The organism is Pseudomonas sp. 43A (assembly GCF_013363935.1).
GTDB classification, from domain to species: Bacteria; Pseudomonadota; Gammaproteobacteria; order Pseudomonadales; family Pseudomonadaceae; genus Aquipseudomonas; species Aquipseudomonas crudilactis.
This window is the reverse complement of sequence record NZ_CP054880.1, coordinates 2,510,001-2,528,052: the sequence shown is the minus strand read 5'-3', so window position 1 is coordinate 2,528,052 and position 18,052 is coordinate 2,510,001. Positions and strand designations below refer to the sequence as shown.

At 57.6% G+C, this 18,052-nt stretch carries 15 protein-coding genes and 2 rRNA genes (1 of these 17 running past the window's edge); 8 read left to right on the top strand and 9 right to left on the bottom strand.

Features of this window, described 5'->3' with window-relative positions:
- Positions 1-127 precede the first annotated feature (127 nt).
- Positions 128-1,270 carry a 4-phosphoerythronate dehydrogenase PdxB gene (pdxB, locus tag HUW52_RS11320; RefSeq protein WP_016983725.1) on the bottom strand — a complete coding sequence of 381 codons (1,143 nt, stop codon included), beginning with the start codon at positions 1,268-1,270 and terminating at the stop codon, positions 128-130.
- 159 nt (positions 1,271-1,429) lie between these two features.
- Between pdxB and HUW52_RS11315 the strand changes: the two genes are divergently transcribed.
- Positions 1,430-2,839 (top strand): MATE family efflux transporter, encoded by a 1,410-nt coding sequence (locus tag HUW52_RS11315; protein ID WP_016983724.1) that lies wholly within the window; start codon positions 1,430-1,432, stop codon positions 2,837-2,839.
- 133 nt (positions 2,840-2,972) lie between these two features.
- Here HUW52_RS11315 and tusA read toward each other — a convergent pair whose 3' ends face one another.
- Positions 2,973-3,224 carry a sulfurtransferase TusA gene (gene tusA, locus HUW52_RS11310; protein ID WP_007910424.1) on the bottom strand — a complete coding sequence of 84 codons (252 nt, stop codon included), beginning with the start codon at positions 3,222-3,224 and terminating at the stop codon, positions 2,973-2,975.
- Between the two features lie 163 nt (positions 3,225-3,387).
- Entirely contained in the window at positions 3,388-4,461 is a 1,074-nt protein-coding gene (gene rlmM / locus HUW52_RS11305) for a 23S rRNA (cytidine(2498)-2'-O)-methyltransferase RlmM (RefSeq protein WP_038369412.1), read from the bottom strand.
- Positions 4,462-4,683: 222 nt separating this feature from the next.
- Between rlmM and acnA the strand changes: the two genes are divergently transcribed.
- Complete coding sequence (gene acnA / locus HUW52_RS11300; RefSeq protein WP_175553673.1) at positions 4,684-7,425, top strand: aconitate hydratase AcnA; 2,742 nt, start codon at positions 4,684-4,686, stop codon at positions 7,423-7,425.
- A gap of 289 nt (positions 7,426-7,714) precedes the next feature.
- On the opposite strand, the gene HUW52_RS11295 is transcribed toward acnA, so the two are convergent.
- Both HUW52_RS11295 and HUW52_RS11290 read right to left on the bottom strand, forming a co-directional pair.
- Entirely contained in the window at positions 7,715-8,530 is an 816-nt protein-coding gene (locus HUW52_RS11295; protein WP_175553672.1) for an aminoglycoside phosphotransferase family protein, read from the bottom strand.
- Complete coding sequence (locus HUW52_RS11290) at positions 8,517-9,005, bottom strand: SRPBCC family protein (protein WP_016983720.1); 489 nt, start codon at positions 9,003-9,005, stop codon at positions 8,517-8,519. Before HUW52_RS11290 ends, HUW52_RS11295 begins: the two co-directional genes overlap by 14 nt.
- Before the next feature lie 197 nt (positions 9,006-9,202).
- Between HUW52_RS11290 and HUW52_RS11285 the strand changes: the two genes are divergently transcribed.
- Both HUW52_RS11285 and HUW52_RS11280 read left to right on the top strand, forming a co-directional pair.
- Positions 9,203-10,123, top strand: a complete 921-nt coding sequence (locus tag HUW52_RS11285; RefSeq protein WP_175553671.1) for an ADP-ribosylglycohydrolase family protein — start codon at positions 9,203-9,205, stop codon at positions 10,121-10,123.
- 56 nt (positions 10,124-10,179) lie between these two features.
- Entirely contained in the window at positions 10,180-10,584 is a 405-nt protein-coding gene (locus HUW52_RS11280; RefSeq protein ID WP_175553670.1) for a lysozyme inhibitor LprI family protein, read from the top strand.
- 74 nt (positions 10,585-10,658) lie between these two features.
- Here the strand turns inward: HUW52_RS11280 and HUW52_RS11275 are convergent, their stop codons facing one another.
- Complete coding sequence (locus HUW52_RS11275; protein WP_016983717.1) at positions 10,659-11,099, bottom strand: MerR family transcriptional regulator; 441 nt, start codon at positions 11,097-11,099, stop codon at positions 10,659-10,661.
- A 113-nt stretch (positions 11,100-11,212) separates the two neighbouring features.
- Between HUW52_RS11275 and HUW52_RS11270 the strand changes: the two genes are divergently transcribed.
- The 4 genes from HUW52_RS11270 to HUW52_RS11255 all read left to right on the top strand — a co-directional run bounded on the left by HUW52_RS11270 (position 11,213) and on the right by HUW52_RS11255 (position 13,739).
- A complete protein-coding gene (locus HUW52_RS11270; RefSeq protein WP_016983716.1) occupies positions 11,213-11,851 on the top strand; it encodes an NAD(P)H-dependent oxidoreductase in 639 nt (212 codons plus the stop codon).
- A 309-nt stretch (positions 11,852-12,160) separates the two neighbouring features.
- On the top strand, positions 12,161-12,766 hold the full coding sequence (locus tag HUW52_RS11265; protein ID WP_175553669.1) for a hypothetical protein: 606 nt from the start codon (positions 12,161-12,163) through the stop codon (positions 12,764-12,766).
- A gap of 9 nt (positions 12,767-12,775) precedes the next feature.
- Entirely contained in the window at positions 12,776-12,982 is a 207-nt protein-coding gene (locus HUW52_RS11260; protein WP_016983714.1) for a helix-turn-helix transcriptional regulator, read from the top strand.
- Between the two features lie 85 nt (positions 12,983-13,067).
- Complete coding sequence (locus HUW52_RS11255; RefSeq protein WP_175553668.1) at positions 13,068-13,739, top strand: hypothetical protein; 672 nt, start codon at positions 13,068-13,070, stop codon at positions 13,737-13,739.
- 58 nt (positions 13,740-13,797) lie between these two features.
- Here the strand turns inward: HUW52_RS11255 and mrdA are convergent, their stop codons facing one another.
- From mrdA to HUW52_RS11240, 3 genes are all read right to left on the bottom strand, one after another.
- Complete coding sequence (gene mrdA / locus HUW52_RS11250) at positions 13,798-15,690, bottom strand: penicillin-binding protein 2 (RefSeq protein ID WP_016983713.1); 1,893 nt, start codon at positions 15,688-15,690, stop codon at positions 13,798-13,800.
- 221 nt (positions 15,691-15,911) lie between these two features.
- Positions 15,912-16,027 (bottom strand): 5S ribosomal RNA (gene rrf, locus HUW52_RS11245).
- 150 nt (positions 16,028-16,177) lie between these two features.
- Positions 16,178-18,052, bottom strand: a 23S ribosomal RNA gene (locus tag HUW52_RS11240); it runs 1,019 nt beyond the window's last position.

The window sequence follows — 18,052 nt, the reverse complement described above, 5'->3', positions numbered from 1 at the left end:
TTTTCTGTCTGCAGATCCGGCACTTGTGGCGCGGCCTTCGCGAGCAGGCTCGCTCCCACAGCAGATCTTCAGTGCATGACAGATCCATGTGGGAGCGAGCCTGCTCGCGAAAGGGCCGACTCGGTTTCTAGACAGCCACCGCCCCCAGCGCCGCCACGATCCTCGCCAACTCTGGCGACGCCCCTTCAATCCGCACCTTTAGCCCTTCAATCTCACGCCGCACGGGATACTGCTTGCGCAACACATCGAACGCCGCACGCTGCTCGCCGACATTGCCTACAAGGCTGCGGCGAAAATCCGCGTCATCGCGGCGTGGGTCGTACACCCCACGGCATAACATCGCCAGCGCCCAAGCCGGATCGCTGTCAGCGTGCAGGGTGACTTCCGACAACCACGGAGCCGGCAACAGATCACTGAGCTGAATGCTCGCCGCTTGACCGAGGAATGTGCAGTAAGCCTGATAGATCTGCGCCGTACCGCGCTGCTTGCCATCAAGGCTATAACCGGCAATGTGCGGCGTGGCCAATACGCAAAGCTCGGCCAACGCCACGTCAACTTCGGGCTCGGCTTCCCAGACATCGAGAACGGCTTGCAGGTCTTCACGATCCAGCAGCACGTTGCGCAGTGCGGCGTTATCCACCACCGGGCCACGCGCCGCATTGATCAACCAGGCACCGGGCTTGAGTTGCTGCAAACGCGACTGATCGAACAAATGCCAGGTCGCGCCATCGCCGCTGCGAGTCAGCGGCGTGTGCAGACTGATCACGTCGCACTGCTCAATGATCGCTTCAAGGCTGACGTAATCGCCGCCCTCGGCAGCCTGACGCGGTGGATCGCAGACTTTGACGTTCCAGCCCAAGCCCTTCAGGACCTTGATCAGACGCCCGCCCACTTCACCGGCGCCGACGACACCGTAAATCCGCTGAGTGAGATCGACACCTTCGATTTCGGCGAGCGTCATCAGACTGCCCAGCACGTAATCGACCACACCGCGGGCATTGCAGCCGGGGGCGCTCGACCAGGTGATGCCGACCTCATTGAAGTAATCGAGATCCAGATGATCCGTACCGATGGTGCAAGTGCCGACAAAACGCACCTTGCTACCTTCAAGCAACGCGCGGTTGACGTTGGTCACCGAGCGCACAAGCAATACGTCAGCCTGCTCGACCGTCGCACGGTCGATGGAACGGCCCGGCACCCGGCGGATCTCGCCGAAACCGGCAAAAAAGGCATCGAGCAGCGGGATATTTTCGTCGGCAACAATCAGCATGGCGGGCTCCTTTGGCGGATCGGCAGTTTAGGTGCAGATCGGTCGCCCGGCCAGCAGGCTTTGCGCTTACAAATCCGCAACAGAGGATTTTTCCTGACCAAGGCGTCAGCGGCGTAGAATGCGGCGCCTTGCGCATCAACACCTGTGGACGCTTTGCCCGTGAACTCTGTAACTGATCAACCTGTCGCTGTTTCCCTCACCCGCCCCGCGCGTATTCGCCTGGAGTTCAAGAACCTGCTCGCCCTGGCGTTGCCGATCATCATCGCGCAACTGGCAACCACGGCCATGGGCTTCGTCGATGCGGTGATGGCCGGCCGCGTCGGGCCCAAGGATCTGGCGGCCGTGGCGCTGGGCAACTCGATCTGGGTGCCGGTGTTTCTGCTGATGACCGGCACGCTGCTGGCAACCACGCCGAAAGTTGCCCAGCGCTTCGGTGCCGGTACCCACAGCGAAATCGGCCCGATCGTCCGTCAGGCGTTGTGGCTGGCGCTGGTGGTCGGGCTGATCGCGACCGCGATGCTGGTTGCCGCCGAACCGGTGTTGCACCTGATGAAGGTCGATCCCGAGTTGATCGGTCCGTGCATGCAATACCTGCACGGCATCGCCAGCGGTCTGCCGGCCGTGGCGTTCTATCACGTGCTGCGTTGCACCAGTGACGGCATCGGCCGTACCCGTCCGGCGATGGTGCTGGGTCTGTGCGGTCTGGCACTAAACATTCCGCTGAACTACATCTTCATCTACGGCCACTTCGGTGTGCCGGCGATGGGCGGCGTCGGCTGCGGCTGGGCCACGGCGATTGTGATGTGGGTGATGGCGCTGGGGCTGGCCGGGTATGAGCGCTGGGCCCCGGCCTATCGTTCGAGCGAAATCTTCAGTCGTTTCGACTGGCCGCAATGGGCGGTGATCAAACGTCTGCTGGGGATTGGTCTGCCGATTGGCATCGCGGTGTTTGCCGAGTCGAGCATTTTTGCCGTGATCGCCCTGCTGATCGGCAGCCTCGGCGCCACCGTGGTAGCCGGACACCAGATTGCGCTGAACGTCAGCTCGCTGGTGTTCATGATTCCGTACTCGCTGGGCATGGCCGTTACCGTGCGCGTCGGTCAGGCGCTGGGCCGCGAAGAACCACGCGAGGCACGGTTTGCCGCGGGTGTCGGCATGGGCACTGCGCTGGCCTACGCCTGCCTGTCGGCGAGCATGATGTTGCTGCTGCGTGAACCGATTGCAGCGATCTACACCGCTGACCCGACGGTGATTCACATTGCGGCGATGCTGATCGTGTACTCGGCGCTGTTCCAGTTTTCCGACGCCATCCAGGTCACCGCTGCCGGCGCACTGCGCGGTTATCAGGACACTCGGGTGACGATGATCCTGACCCTGTTCGCTTATTGGGGCATTGGTTTGCCGGTGGGTTATGCCCTCGGCCTGACCGACTGGCTCGGTGAGCCACGCGGCCCGAGCGGTTTGTGGCAGGGTCTGATCGTGGGCTTGAGCTGTGCGGCGTTGATGTTGTCGATCCGTTTGACGCGCAGTGCGCGCAAGCGTATTCGGATCAGTCGTAGCGCAGGCTAAGCCATTCACACAGGACAAAAAAGTGGGAGCGAGCTTGCTCGCGAATGCGGTGATCCAGTCGACATTTACAGTGACTGACACTCCGCTTTCGCGAGCAAGCTCGCTCCCACAGTTGTTTTATGTGTAGCTGCTGTTAAGCGTGTTTCTTGCGGATCCAGTACAGGTAAGTACCGGCCTCTTCGTGCTGGCTCACCAGTTCATGGTCGAGAAACACGCAGAATTTGGGGATGTCGCGTTTGGTCGAGGGGTCGGTGGCGATCACCTTGAGCAGGCCACCGGGCACCAGATCACGGATGTGCTGGTGCAGCATCATCACCGGTTCCGGGCAATTGAGGCCGGTGGCGTCGAGGGTGCCGTCGACCGGGGTATCGATCATTTCACTCATGATTCACTCCTGAAACTGGCCAGCATTGTCGCGCATTGCCGGGTAAAACGTCTAACCCTGTGGGAGCGAGCTTGCTCGCGAAAGCGGTGTGTCATTCAGCATGGAGGTGACTGACACGACGCCATCGCGAGCAGGCTCACTCCTACAGGTTATTTGTGTTGTTTCAGCGAGATTTGGCTTTCTTGGTGTCATGCCGGCGCAAGTGGCAGGTCACTTCTTCGCGGTCGTGATACAGCTGCTTACAGCCGATATCGACCTTGATCCCGCGCGCCTTGAAACCATCGGCAATCCGTTCGAGCAAACGCTTCACTTCGGCATAGCGCTGCTTCATCGGCAATTTCAGGTTGACCACGGCCTCTCGGCAATGCCCCTCGCCGATCCACTCTTCGAGCATCGCGGCGTTGCGCGCCGGTTTCTCGACGATGTCGCAGACCATCCAGTCCACCGGTTGCTTGGGCTTGAAGGTGAAACCGTCGGCCATCAAGTGCTGCACCAGACCGGTATCCATCAGGCTTTCGGCCATCGGGCCATTGTCGATGGCGGTCACCAGCATGCCGCGATTGACCAGTTGCCAGGTCCAGCCGCCCGGCGCGGCGCCGAGGTCAACGCCAGTCATGTCGCTGTGCAGGCGATCTTCCCACTGATCACGCGGAATGAAGTGGTGCCAAGCCTCTTCCAGCTTCAAAGTCGAACGACTTGGCGCTTCACGCGGAAACTTCAGGCGCGGAATGCCCATTGGCCACATCGCCGAGTTACCGGCATCGGCCATCCCCAGAAACACTTCACGACCGCTCTTGAAGGTCAGCAGCAGACGCGGCTTGCTGGCGTCCTCCACCAGTTTACCGGCGCCGGTCAGCGCCTTGCGCAGCGGGCCTTCAAATTTCTTGCAGAAATTCGACAGCTCTTTGCCGTCATTGGTGTCGACGACTTCCAGCCACAGGCTGCCGCACACCGGGAAGTCAGCCATGTGCGCGAGGATCACGCTGATACGGTCGTTTTCCGGCAGATCGATGAAAACCCCGCGCGCCCATTGGCGCGGGAAGATCAATTCGGCGAAACGCTGACCGCGCATCAGACGCTCGGCGCCGTCTTCTTCGGTGCAGACGAATTCGGCGCACGCGGTGGCCGCTTTGGCCTTGGCGTAGCCGGCCACGTTGAGTTGCGCGGCGAGGTCGGAAATTTCCGAACAGACTTCGCCTTCGAAGCCTGGCCGGCAATGCATGAATAGGGTGTTCATTCTTACTCCTGGGCAGAGGGCGGTGATTCGGCCCCTGCGCGATGCTCAGGCCTTGCGCTGAAGCAAAGCCTGTCACGAAAACCGGCGCATGATAGCCGATGTCGGAACCTTGGTTCCGCTCATAGAGTCCAGTTATTAGCCAGCTAATGAAAACAGGGCTACGTTGATAGCTCTGCCCGTCCCCTCAATCCGTAGCCGTGCGGATTCAAAGGAGTGATTGTAATGCCGTCCCTCGATAGCCTGAAAACGCTTAAAACCCTGCAAATCGACGACAAGACCTACCACTATTTCAGTTTGCCGGATGCCGCCAAAAGCCTGGGCGACCTCGACAAGCTGCCGATGTCGCTGAAAGTTCTGCTGGAAAATCTGCTGCGCTGGGAAGATGAAAAAACTGTCACCGGCGCCGATCTCAAAGCGATTGCCGCGTGGCTCAAGGAGCGTCGCTCCGATCGCGAAATTCAGTACCGCCCTGCCCGCGTCCTGATGCAGGATTTTACCGGCGTACCCGCCGTGGTCGACCTTGCCGCCATGCGCGCAGCGATGGCCAAGGCCGGCGGCGATCCACAGCGAATCAATCCGTTATCGCCGGTGGACCTGGTGATCGACCACTCGGTAATGGTCGACAAGTTCGCCACCGCCAGCGCGTTCGAGCAGAACGTCGACATCGAAATGCAGCGCAACGGCGAACGTTATGCCTTCCTCCGTTGGGGCCAGAGCGCCTTCGACAACTTCAGCGTGGTGCCACCGGGCACCGGGATCTGCCACCAGGTCAACCTCGAATACCTCGGCCGCACCGTGTGGACCAAGGATGAAGACGGCCGCACCTATGCGTTCCCCGACACACTGGTCGGCACCGACTCGCACACCACCATGATCAACGGTCTCGGTGTACTCGGCTGGGGTGTCGGCGGGATCGAGGCAGAAGCGGCAATGCTCGGGCAACCAGTGTCGATGCTGATTCCGGAAGTGATCGGTTTCAAACTGACCGGCAAACTCAAGGAAGGCATCACTGCAACTGACCTGGTGCTGACCGTCACGCAAATGCTGCGCAAGAAAGGCGTGGTCGGTAAATTCGTCGAGTTCTACGGTGACGGTCTCGCTGATCTGCCCCTGGCCGACCGTGCGACCATCGCCAACATGGCCCCGGAATATGGCGCGACGTGCGGCTTCTTCCCGGTTGATGACGTGACTTTGGAATACCTGCGCCTGTCGGGGCGGCCGCCAGAAACGGTGAAACTGGTCGAGGCCTACACCAAGGCTCAGGGCCTGTGGCGCCTGCCCGGTCAGGAACCGGTGTTCACCGACAGCCTCGCGCTGGACATGGGCAGCGTCGAAGCGAGTCTGGCCGGACCGAAACGCCCGCAGGATCGCGTGTCGCTGCCGAATGTGCCGCAAGCCTTCAGCGACTTCATCGATCTGCAATTCAAACCCACCAGTAAAGAAGAAGGACGTCTGGAAAGCGAGGGCGGTGGAGGGGTCGCGGTGGGCAATGCCGATCTGGTCGGCGAAGCCGAATACGAGTACGAAGGCCACACTTATCGCCTGAAAAACGGCGCCGTGGTCATTGCCGCGATCACCTCTTGCACCAACACCTCCAACCCGAGCGTGATGATGGCCGCCGGGCTGCTGGCGAAAAAAGCCGTGGAGAAAGGCCTGACCCGCAAACCTTGGGTGAAGAGTTCGCTGGCTCCGGGCTCGAAAGTGGTCACCGACTACTACAAGGCTGCGGGGCTGACGCAATACCTTGACCAGCTCGGGTTTTCACTGGTCGGCTATGGCTGCACCACGTGTATCGGCAACTCCGGGCCGCTGCCGGAGCCGATCGAGAAAGCCATCCAGAAAGCCGACCTCACCGTCGCTTCAGTGCTTTCCGGCAACCGCAACTTCGAAGGCCGCGTGCATCCGCTGGTGAAAACCAATTGGCTGGCCTCCCCGCCGCTGGTGGTCGCCTATGCCTTGGCTGGCAGCGTGCGCAGCGACATCAGCAGCGAACCGCTGGGCGAAGATCAGCAAGGCAATCCGGTGTACCTGCGCGACATTTGGCCATCGAGTAAAGAGATCGCCGATGCGGTGAATCAGGTCAGCACGGCAATGTTCCACAAGGAATACGCCGAAGTATTTGCCGGTGATGAACAGTGGCAAGCTATCGAGGTGCCGCAAGCGGCGACTTACGTGTGGCAGGACGATTCGACCTACATCCAGCATCCGCCGTTCTTCGACGATATTTCCGGGCCGTTGCCGGAAATCAAGGATGTCAAAGGTGCGCGGGTGCTGGCCCTGCTCGGCGATTCGGTGACCACCGACCACATCTCCCCTGCCGGCAACATCAAGGCTGACAGCCCGGCCGGGCGTTATCTGCGCGAAAAAGGCGTCGAGCCGCGGGACTTCAACTCTTACGGTTCACGGCGTGGCAACCATGAAGTGATGATGCGCGGCACCTTCGCCAATATCCGTATCCGCAATGAAATGCTCGGCGGTGAAGAAGGTGGCAACACGATCTACATTCCGAGCGGCGAGAAACTGGCGATTTACGACGCGGCCATGAAGTATCAGGCTTCGGGCACGCCGCTGGTGGTGGTTGCCGGGCAAGAATACGGCACCGGTTCCAGCCGTGACTGGGCGGCCAAGGGCACCAATCTGCTGGGTGTCAAAGCGGTGATCGCGGAAAGCTTCGAGCGGATTCACCGTTCCAACCTGGTGGGCATGGGTGTGCTGCCGCTGCAGTTCAAGCTTGATCAGAACCGCAAGAGCCTCAATCTCACCGGCAAGGAAACCTTCGAAATCCAGGGTCTGACCGGCGTCGAGTTGACACCGCGAATGAACTTGCCGTTGGTGATCACTCGTGAGGATGGGCGTCAGGAAAAAATCGAAGTGCTGTGCCGGATCGATACGTTGAATGAGGTCGAGTACTTCAAATCGGGCGGGATTTTGCATTACGTCTTGCGCCAGTTGATCGCTTCGTAAGATCTGCTGATATAGAAACACCGCCATTCGGCGGTGTTTCCGTTAGAGCAATGCACTTTTCCATGGACGAAAAAAAACCCGCCGAAGCGGGTTTTTCCCAAGACCATTATCGACTCCCTGTCGGCAGCGATCCTTGCAAATGGTCGATCATCCATGATCCTGAAACACTCCCTGTGTCTCAGTTGATGTGTGTAGATTACGCAGTGGATCCAATCGGCAACAGTCGTAAAAGCTACCAATGCGTGTAAGACATTCGCCATAGCAACCCTTCCGAAAACCCTTAGCCCTGTCAGGCATCGAGCATTGAAGCCGCGATCTGCGCGACTTTCAGCTGCCCTGAGGCCTGCTCCAGTGCGTCATCCTCGAGAAACCACGCCGCCGACAAACCGGCGAACGCCAGCACCCACTGCAGCAGCCTGCGGCGATCTAGCCCGGCAGCCTCGACAATCACATCCAGCTGCCGGCGAAAACGCGCGGGATCCGTCGCCGTCGGCAAGTCCGGATTGCACATCAGGTTGGCGTAATCAAAACCACGCTCGCCCCTGACCCGCTTCGGATCGATTGCCAGCCAGCCACGCTCGCCGAAATCCAGAACGTTGTCGTGATGCATGTCGCCGTGCAGCACCACCACATCCTGTGGATCGCCGAGCAGGGTTGCGGCGGTTTGCAGGCTCAGGCTATAGAGACCGTCGTGTTGGGCAGCAGCGACTCGCAGCGATGCAAACCATGGCCCCAACTCCACCAGCGGCGGCGGTGGTGTCACGCGCGGTGCATGCAATCGTGCCAGCGCCGAACAGAGAATCCGGCTCGCCCCGTCGTCTTCGCCATTCACTGCCATGTGCATCAGCGAGCGTCGGCCCATGGCGCGCTCCATCAACAGCCCATCCTGGTGATGCGCCAGTACTTGCGCCGCACCGTCACCGTCCCACCAGGTCATCAGCTGATTGCCGTACTTTTCGTCGACATCCAGCGCAACCTTGAGCATCACCGGCCTGTTGTTCAGGCGTACCGGCAGCAGACGGCTGCCGGGCGTAATAATCGGCGCGCCATCCCGCACCAGCGCCCAGCGTTTCAGCCAAGGTTCGAAAATGTCAGCCACCGTCACGCTCGCGGGCCTTGGCGCTCTCGGCAAGAAACTGTTCGAGTCGGCTCAACTGCTCTTCCCACCCACGGCTGTCCATGAAATAAGCCTCTTTCTGGCGAACATCCGGGATATGCGCGAAACCCGACTCGGAAACCTTGAGCAGTGTGCCGTCCTCGTAATCCTGCAGCTCGAACTTGACCAGCGTGGTCGGCTCCTGGGAATAGTCGATTTTCGGGTTCACCGCATACGGATGCCAACGAAACGAAAACAACTGCTGTGGCTCGACCCGCTCGATCAGCACATTCCACAACACGTGTTCATAACCCGGATACGTGACCTGCCCTTGCGTCCATTCACCGGCAATAAACCGCCGGCCCTCCAGCGCCACCCCAAACCACTGGCCAAACGCCTCGGCATCGACCAATGCACGCCAGACATGCGAACGCGTCGCCTTGAGCGTGATTTTGCGTTCGAAACTATTGGGTACTGGTTTCATACGTCACCTCCTGTTCTGAACACTAGGCTTGTATGACCACATGTCCAATGTGAAGTTGTATCAGAGCGGTGCAGTCATTCATCAGCAAGGAAACATCAAGCTGCAGTTTTCTGACCGGTTCAGTGATGGATCCACGCACCCTTCGCCCAATGAAACTGTTACCTTTTCCAGCGAATTTGAAATAACAAGGACGAATCATGCCGCCATCCCTCGCCGAACGTTACCGCGGTGCCCTGCTTGGTCTGGCATGCGGCGACGCTGTCGGTACTACGGTTGAGTTCAAACCACGGAGATCATTCCAACCGTTGACCGATATGGTCGGCGGTGGCCCGTTCCACCTCAAGCCAGGGCAATGGACCGATGACACCTCCATGGCCCTGTGTCTGGCAGAAAGCCTGCTGAACAAGAATGGATTCAATGCTGCCGATCAAATGGGCCGCTACCTCAACTGGTGGCAATGGGGTTATCTGAGTTCGACCGGTGAGTGTTTCGATATCGGCATGACCGTCAGTCAGGCGCTGGCGCAATATCAACAAACCGCTGATCCCTTCGCCGGCTCGACCGACCCGTACAGTGCCGGCAACGGTTCGCTGATGCGTCTGGTGCCGGTGGTGCTGTTCTACTTTCCCGACGTCCGGCAAATCCAGAGCTTTGCCGCCGACAGTTCGCGAACCACCCACGCAGCACCTGAAGCCATCGAATGCTGCCAATTGTTGGCCGGGTTGATTGCCTGCGCGCTTGAAGGCGCGAGCAAGGCAGAACTGCGTCAGCTGCCACTCGTCAGCTTCTCTCAACCCAAGGTCGCTTCAATTGGGCGTGGCGATTTCCTCGGTCTGTCCGAGGCAGAGATCAAAGGTAGTGGCTACAGCGTGCAGTCGCTGGAAGCGGCGTTGTGGTGCTTTCACCACACGGACAGCTTCGAAGCGGCCATTTTGCGGGCGGCCAACCTGGGCGATGACGCCGATACCACCGCCGCGATTACCGGTCAGTTGGCCGGTGCCTATTACGGCGTACGGGGGATTCCTGAACACTGGCTGGAAAAGCTGCACGACGGTGAAGAGATTGCGGCGACCGCCGACCGTTTGCTCTCGGCTTCCCGAATGCGCCCGCCTGAATAAGCGCGACGCAGCCGCTACACTGCTCGGCACTTACTTCGATACAGCGAGATTTGACCATGTCCCCACGCCTGCTTCTGGCTCTCACGCCCTTCCTGTTCACTCCCCTCGCCCACGCCGCCGTCGACTGCGCGAACGCCAGCGATCAGGCGACGATGAATCAGTGCGCCGGTCAGGACTTCAAAGCGGCGGACAAGGAGTTGAATACGGTGTACCAGCAGATTACCGGGCGTTTGAAGGACAATCCGGATGGCAAGAAACTATTGGTCAGTGCGCAGCGCGCGTGGCTCGGATTTCGGGATGCGGAGTGCAATTTTTCTGCATCCGGTGTGGCAGGCGGGAGTGTTTATCCGTTGATCTACAGCAACTGCCTGACGAGCGTGACCAAGATGCGGGTTGAGGCGTTGAAGCAGTATTTGAAGTGTGAAGAAGGTGACATGAGCTGCCCGGTGCCCGGGGCCTGAATTTTTTGCGGCGGTTTTGAGTGATCTTTCGCGAGCAGGCTCGTTCCCACATTGGAATGCATTTCAAATGTGGGTCAACGCCCGTGCAATGCGTTGCGCGTGATCATGTTCTGCTCAGGCCGATACGACTCGGCCCGGTGCACACTCGCGCACACGACAGGAGCACCACTGCGCAAACTTTCCTCAAGCACATGCCGTAGCCGCAACAAGCCCTCCCGCTGTAGCGCCAGGTTGGCCTCGATCTGGCGTATCTCATCCATACGGATATCGATTTGCTCGATGGTCAGCGATTTCGAACAACTGCCATCCTGTAAGAAAAGACCGCGTATGGTATCGAGAGAAAATCCCAGCCTCTGAGCATCGCGCACCAGAATCAATCGCGCGACAGCCGCCTCGACATAGTGGCGATATCCGTTGGCGTCACGGGTAGAAGGCTCCAGCAAACCTTGCTCCTCGTAATAGCGAATAGCCGAAGCGGCAACACCGGTGCGCTTGGAAACTTCTCCAATCTTCATAAAAACTGCTTGACCTTCAAGTTGGCTTTAATCGTTAGCATAAGCCCAGGTTCAGCACGACAGCCAGTCGTTATTGACCACCTGAACATCTTTCACCTTTATGGAATTTGATGATGAGCACACTGACAGACCTGCTGAAATGGCGCTACGCAACGAAAAAGTACGACCCTTCCCGGACGGTGTCCGATGAAAAAATCGAGCGCATTCTGGAAGCGGTGCGGTTAACGCCGACATCAAGTGGACTGCAGCCCTTTGAATTGCTCGTAGTGACCAATGCAGAGGTTCGCGAAAAGATCAAAGCCGTCAGCTGGAATCAGCAGCAGGTTACCGACTGTTCTCATTTGTTGGTGTTTGCCGCGTGGGACGACATCACTGCCGAGCGGGTCAACATGATGTTTGACCTGACTAACGAAGTACGCGGGACCATTAACGAAGGTTGGGAAAATTACCGTCAGATGCTCTTGGGCATTGTTGCTGGACGTGGCAAGGAGGCTAATTATCAGGCGGCTGCGCGTCAGGCTTATATCGGTTTGGGCTCGGCTTTGATCGCCGCGGCTTTTGAAGAAGTCGATGCCACACCGATGGAAGGATTCGACCCGGCAGCCATCGATGAAATCCTCGGACTCGCGGCCCGCAACCTGCGCAGTGTGGTAATTCTGCCGCTGGGGCATAGAGCCACTGAGGGAGACTGGTTGGTCAACTTGAAAAAGGTTCGCCGCTCGCGGGAAAACTTCATTACCGAGATCAAGTAAGCCCTGTGAGAGCGGGCGACTGAAACATGCCTATGGCGTGTGTCCCCGCTCTAATCAATTCCTGCCCCGCCATCGATACCAGCGGCCACCGAGTGGATCGCGCCCCTCCTCTGCTCTCGACTTGTTTCGAACTCGAGAGCCCATCGACCTTGAAATTCTCCCCATAGCGAATGAACCGAGAATGATGCTGTGGCCCCCGGCATCTCGATGCCAAGAGCGACCTTCACAAAACAAGAACAATTTATTATTGCCATTCGATAATTTAACATCGAGAATTAGTCATTCCCAATGACACCGCAAGGATTTTTCATGAGTACTCGTAACAACGGATTGGCACTGCAGCGCATGCATTGGGTCGGACTACTGGCAGCGATTCTTGTCTGGGTCTTAGGGGTGACCGAGGTTGGTGGCAACGCTTCGATCTGGTTCTTCAAAACCGATGAAATGCTCGCGGCTCTACTCTACGCCTTCGCCGAAAACTCGCCGCAATTGCTTGATCCGTTTGTCGAAGGAGCGCTGCTTGCCCCCGACACATGGCTCTCGCCACTGGTCACTGCGCTGCTCGTCGTTCTGGATTTCCTGCCCGTTCTGCTTTCGACCTACGTACTTTGGCTGACAGGATTGTTTTTCCTGCGCTTGTCCCGCGGTGAAACCTGGACCGAGCGCAACATCACGGTGCTATGGCGAGTGGGAATTCTGTGCATCATTTCTCCGGCCGCCTACCCGCTGGTAGAGACCCTGCAAGGTTTAGCCCTGTCTATTGATCTGCCGCCAGGGGATCGTATTTTTCAGTTCTCGGTCGGTCTGTCTTCCACTTCTGCCTACGAGATTGTCAAAGGCGTATTGCTCTGTTTGTTTTCAATTATCATGCGCGATGCAAAAGTACTCAGCGATGAGCAAAGCCAATACATATAGAACAATACAATGACCATTATCGTCCGCCTTGACGTTGTCATGGCCACGCAAAAAATTCGCTCGAAAGAATTGGCCAGCCTGCTGGGCATTACCGAGGCCAACCTGTCATTACTGAAAAATGGCAAGGTCAAGGGCGTGAAAATGGCCACCCTGGACAAGCTCTGCGCAGCACTCGATTGCCAGCCAGGCGATTTGCTGGAATTTCAGAAGGACTGAGCCTTGCGCATCAGCGCGAGTTAATTGTCGCCAGTCCACAGCGTTTGACTCTTATTCAATCCTTAGTTTGTAAGGCGGCTTTGTCATGACCCGGTTTTTATTCTGCGCGCTGTTATCGCTGACAGCGTTGATCAGCGGCTGCGCCACGCAAATGGACGTGGCGCTAAATGCCACACCCGATCCGGATTATCATTTTGATCGAAAGGCGACTGTACTGGTGACGTCTGCGACTGGCAGCGACGAAAACGCTCTTAATGCCCGCTACTATCTTCGCGACATGGTTAATGCGTTGAAAGACAGGGGCTTCCAGGAGGTTTATACCGACGCCAGTCTGCCGAAGAAACATGCGCCGATAAAAATGACCATCAGCCTCGATGTCGGCAGCCGACAGGTGACTTACCGTTATACCGCCACCGAGTACGGGCAAGTGCCGACCAGCACCTCTACCGTGTGCAAGACCAGCAAGAAAAAAGACGACCGGCTGACGTGCACGAGTAAACCGAACACGACCTATGGCCCGGTAGGGACGTCAGAGCGCACCGGCTACACCACGCTCAGCACCTTCGTTGCCACTGCACGCGATGAAGTCAGTAAGCGCCCGGTCTACCTGCTTCGCGCTTCGTCCTATAACGAAGACTGCCAATCCTCCAGGGTCGAAGACTTTCTAGTGGAGCAAGGCTTGCAGAACCTGAACTTCGAGGACCGTGTACAACGCAACTACACCGTCACGATGCCCGAGGGTTACCGCTGCAAATAGGCTTTGCAGGGCAACTCACAGCCTCGGCTCAACCAGCATGAGCCGAGGCTGCGAACCGTTAGACATGCGGGTCTCCAGGCGCCTTGGTCGGCGCCGCGTATTGCGGCTTGAGATGGCCGTCCTGATCAAGTAGCCAGGCATCCATGATCTGCCGCACCACAGGGCCGGCGACACGACCACCGGCCTCGCCGTTCTCGATCATCACCGAAATCGCAATCTTCGGATGCTCGGCCGGCGCAAAGCCAACGAACAAGGCGTTATCGCGGTGGCGTTCAAGGGTTTTCTCGCGGTTGTAGCGTTCGCCTTGCTTGATCGCCACCACCTGCGCCGTACCACTCTTGCCAGCGATACGGTATTGCGCACCGGCCGCGGCCGCACGAGCGATGCCTCGGGCATCGTGCATCACCATCTGCATGCCGTGATTGACCTGTTCCCAATCTCGCGGATCCTTGAGCAGGATGTTCGGCATCGGATGCTCATCGACCGGGGCAACGCCATCGACGGTTTTGGCAAGGTGCGGCCGGTTCCATACACCTTTGTTGGCGATCAATGCCGTGGCCTGAGCCAGTTGCAGTGGCGTGACCTGCATGTAGCCCTGGCCGATGCCGAGGATGACCGTTTCGCCCGGGTACCAGGCTTGCCGGCGAGTCGCGCGCTTCCACGCTTGCGATGGCATCAGACCGGGAGACTCTTCGAACATGTCCAGAGAGACTTTCTCGCCGAGGCCGAACATCGCCATGTAATCGTGCAGACGATCAATACCGAGCTTGTGTGCCAGGTCATAGAAGTAGGTGTCGTTGGAACGCATGATCGCCGCGTCCATGTCCACCCAGCCGTCGCCGCTGTGGTTCCAGTTGCGGTACTTGTGATCGAAGTCCGGGAGCTGGTAATAACCGGGGTCGAAGACGCGCGTCTGCGGCGTCACCACACCGGCATCGAGGCCAGCGATGGCCACCTCTGGCTTGATCGTCGAGCCCGGTGCGTAGAGCCCGCGCAGTACGCGGTTGAACAGTGGCCGGTCGATCGAGTCTCGTAGTGCCGAGTATTCCTTGGAGCTGATGCCAGTGACGAACAGATTCGGGTCGAAGCTCGGATTGCTGACCATGGCCAACACTTCGCCGGTCGACGGATCAAGCGCTACGACAGAACCACGGCGGTCACCCAGTGCGGCTTCGGCAGCTTCCTGCAGCTTGATGTCGAGGCTCAGGACGATGTTCTGGCCGGGAACCGGGTCGGTGTGTTTAAGCACTCGGAGTACGCGTCCTTGGGCGTTGGTTTCCACCTCTTCATAACCGACGTGGCCGTGTAGCTGCGCTTCATAGAAACGTTCGATGCCGGTTTTGCCAATGGATTGAGTACCGCGATACTCGACCGAGTCGAGGGTTTTGGATTCTTTTTCGTTGATCCGGCCAACGTAACCGATCGAGTGGGCGAAGTGCGCGCCGAGTGGGTAATTGCGGACAAACTGCGGCTCGACATCCAGGCCCGGGAGGCGGAACTCGTTAACGGCCAGTACGGCAATTTGCTCCTCCGTCAGCTCATAGAACAGCGTCACCGGCGTAAACGGGTGGCGGGACTGCTTCATGGCTTTATCGAAGACTGTGCGATCTTCTGCAGGCAGGTGCAGGAGATTGATGACTTCGTCCAGTTCTTGATTGACGTCGGTCGCGCGTTCGCGGGTGATGGTCAGGTTGAAACTGGGACGGTTATCCGCGAGCAGCACACCATTGCGATCGTAGATCAAGCCGCGTGTCGGCGGGATCGGCAAGACGTGGACGCGATTGTTTTCAGAGATGGTCGAGTGGTAGTCGAATTCCACCACTTGCAGGATGTACAGGCGCACGACCAGGGCGCAACTGATGGCGAAGACGAACATGGCGCAGGCGATCAACCGTTTGTTGACCAGACGCGTCTCTTTTTCGTGGTCCTTGATCGGGATAGGTTCAGGCATTTCTACAGCAACTCTTTGACATAAATGAGTGCCGATCCGTGGGCATGACATCAGTCCGTTAAAAAACGAGCTGCACCATACCAAAAACTGCCCGGTCACTCAGAAGGAATTTCCCCAATGGCCATTTCTTGCGACGGTTGGGACAGCGGTGTCCCACGAAAACTTTCCTGCGGACAAAACAAAACCCCAACTGCTTTCGCAATTGGGGTTTCGGAATTTAATCTTGACGATGACCTACTCTCACATGGGGAAACCCCACACTACCATCGGCGATGCATCGTTTCACTGCTGAGTTCGGGATGGGATCAGGTGGTTCCAACGCTCTATGGTCGTCAAGAAATTCGGGTACCGAATCGTGGCCAGTTGGCCTCGCTTCAGCAAATTGGGTATGTGACAGCTTTCGGTGTTTGTGAACATCGAACTTTCGGTTCGTTTCGTCTTCACACACCGCAATCTGGCTTTTAAGCGCAAATTGCTTGGGTGTTATATGGTCAAGCCTCACGGGCAATTAGTATTGGTTAGCTCAACGCCTCACAGCGCTTACACACCCAACCTATCAACGTCGTAGTCTTCGACGGCCCTTCAGGGAACTCAAGGTTCCAGTGAGATCTCATCTTGAGGCAAGTTTCCCGCTTAGATGCTTTCAGCGGTTATCTTTCCCGAACATAGCTACCCGGCAATGCCACTGGCGTGACAACCGGAACACCAGAGGTTCGTCCACTCCGGTCCTCTCGTACTAGGAGCAGCCCCTCTCAAATCTCAAACGTCCACGGCAGATAGGGACCGAACTGTCTCACGACGTTCTAAACCCAGCTCGCGTACCACTTTAAATGGCGAACAGCCATACCCTTGGGACCGGCTTCAGCCCCAGGATGTGATGAGCCGACATCGAGGTGCCAAACACCGCCGTCGATATGAACTCTTGGGCGGTATCAGCCTGTTATCCCCGGAGTACCTTTTATCCGTTGAGCGATGGCCCTTCCATACAGAACCACCGGATCACTAAGACCTACTTTCGTACCTGCTCGACGTGTCTGTCTCGCAGTCAAGCGCGCTTTTGCCTTTATACTCTACGACCGATTTCCGACCGGTCTGAGCGCACCTTCGTACTCCTCCGTTACTCTTTAGGAGGAGACCGCCCCAGTCAAACTACCCACCATACACTGTCCTCGATCCGGATAACGGACCTGAGTTAGAACCTCAAAGTTGCCAGGGTGGTATTTCAAGGATGGCTCCACGCGAACTGGCGTCCACGCTTCAAAGCCTCCCACCTATCCTACACAAGCAAATTCAAAGTCCAGTGCAAAGCTATAGTAAAGGTTCACGGGGTCTTTCCGTCTAGCCGCGGATACACTGCATCTTCACAGCGATTTCAATTTCACTGAGTCTCGGGTGGAGACAGCGCCGCCATCGTTACGCCATTCGTGCAGGTCGGAACTTACCCGACAAGGAATTTCGCTACCTTAGGACCGTTATAGTTACGGCCGCCGTTTACCGGGGCTTCGATCAAGAGCTTCGCGTTAGCTAACCCCATCAATTAACCTTCCGGCACCGGGCAGGCGTCACACCCTATACGTCCACTTTCGTGTTTGCAGAGTGCTGTGTTTTTAATAAACAGTCGCAGCGGCCTGGTATCTTCGACCGGCATGAGCTTACGGAGCAAGTCCTTCACCCTCACCGGCGCACCTTCTCCCGAAGTTACGGTGCCATTTTGCCTAGTTCCTTCACCCGAGTTCTCTCAAGCGCCTTGGTATTCTCTACCCAACCACCTGTGTCGGTTTGGGGTACGGTTCCTGGTTACCTGAAGCTTAGAAGCTTTTCTTGGAAGCATGGCATCAACCACTTCGTCACCCAAAGGGTAACTCGTCATCAGCTCTCGGCCTTAAGATCCCGGATTTACCTAAGATCTCAGCCTACCACCTTAAACTTGGACAACCAACGCCAAGCTGGCCTAGCCTTCTCCGTCCCTCCATCGCAATAACCAGAAGTACAGGAATATTAACCTGTTTTCCATCGACTACGCTTTTCAGCCTCGCCTTAGGGACCGACTAACCCTGCGTCGATTAACGTTGCGCAGGAAACCTTGGTCTTTCGGCGTGGGTGTTTTTCACACCCATTGTCGTTACTCATGTCAGCATTCGCACTTCTGATACCTCCAGCAAGCTTCTCAACTCACCTTCACAGGCTTACAGAACGCTCCTCTACCGCATCATCCGAAGATGATACCCGTAGCTTCGGTGTATGGTTTGAGCCCCGTTACATCTTCCGCGCAGGCCGACTCGACTAGTGAGCTATTACGCTTTCTTTAAAGGGTGGCTGCTTCTAAGCCAACCTCCTAGCTGTCTAAGCCTTCCCACATCGT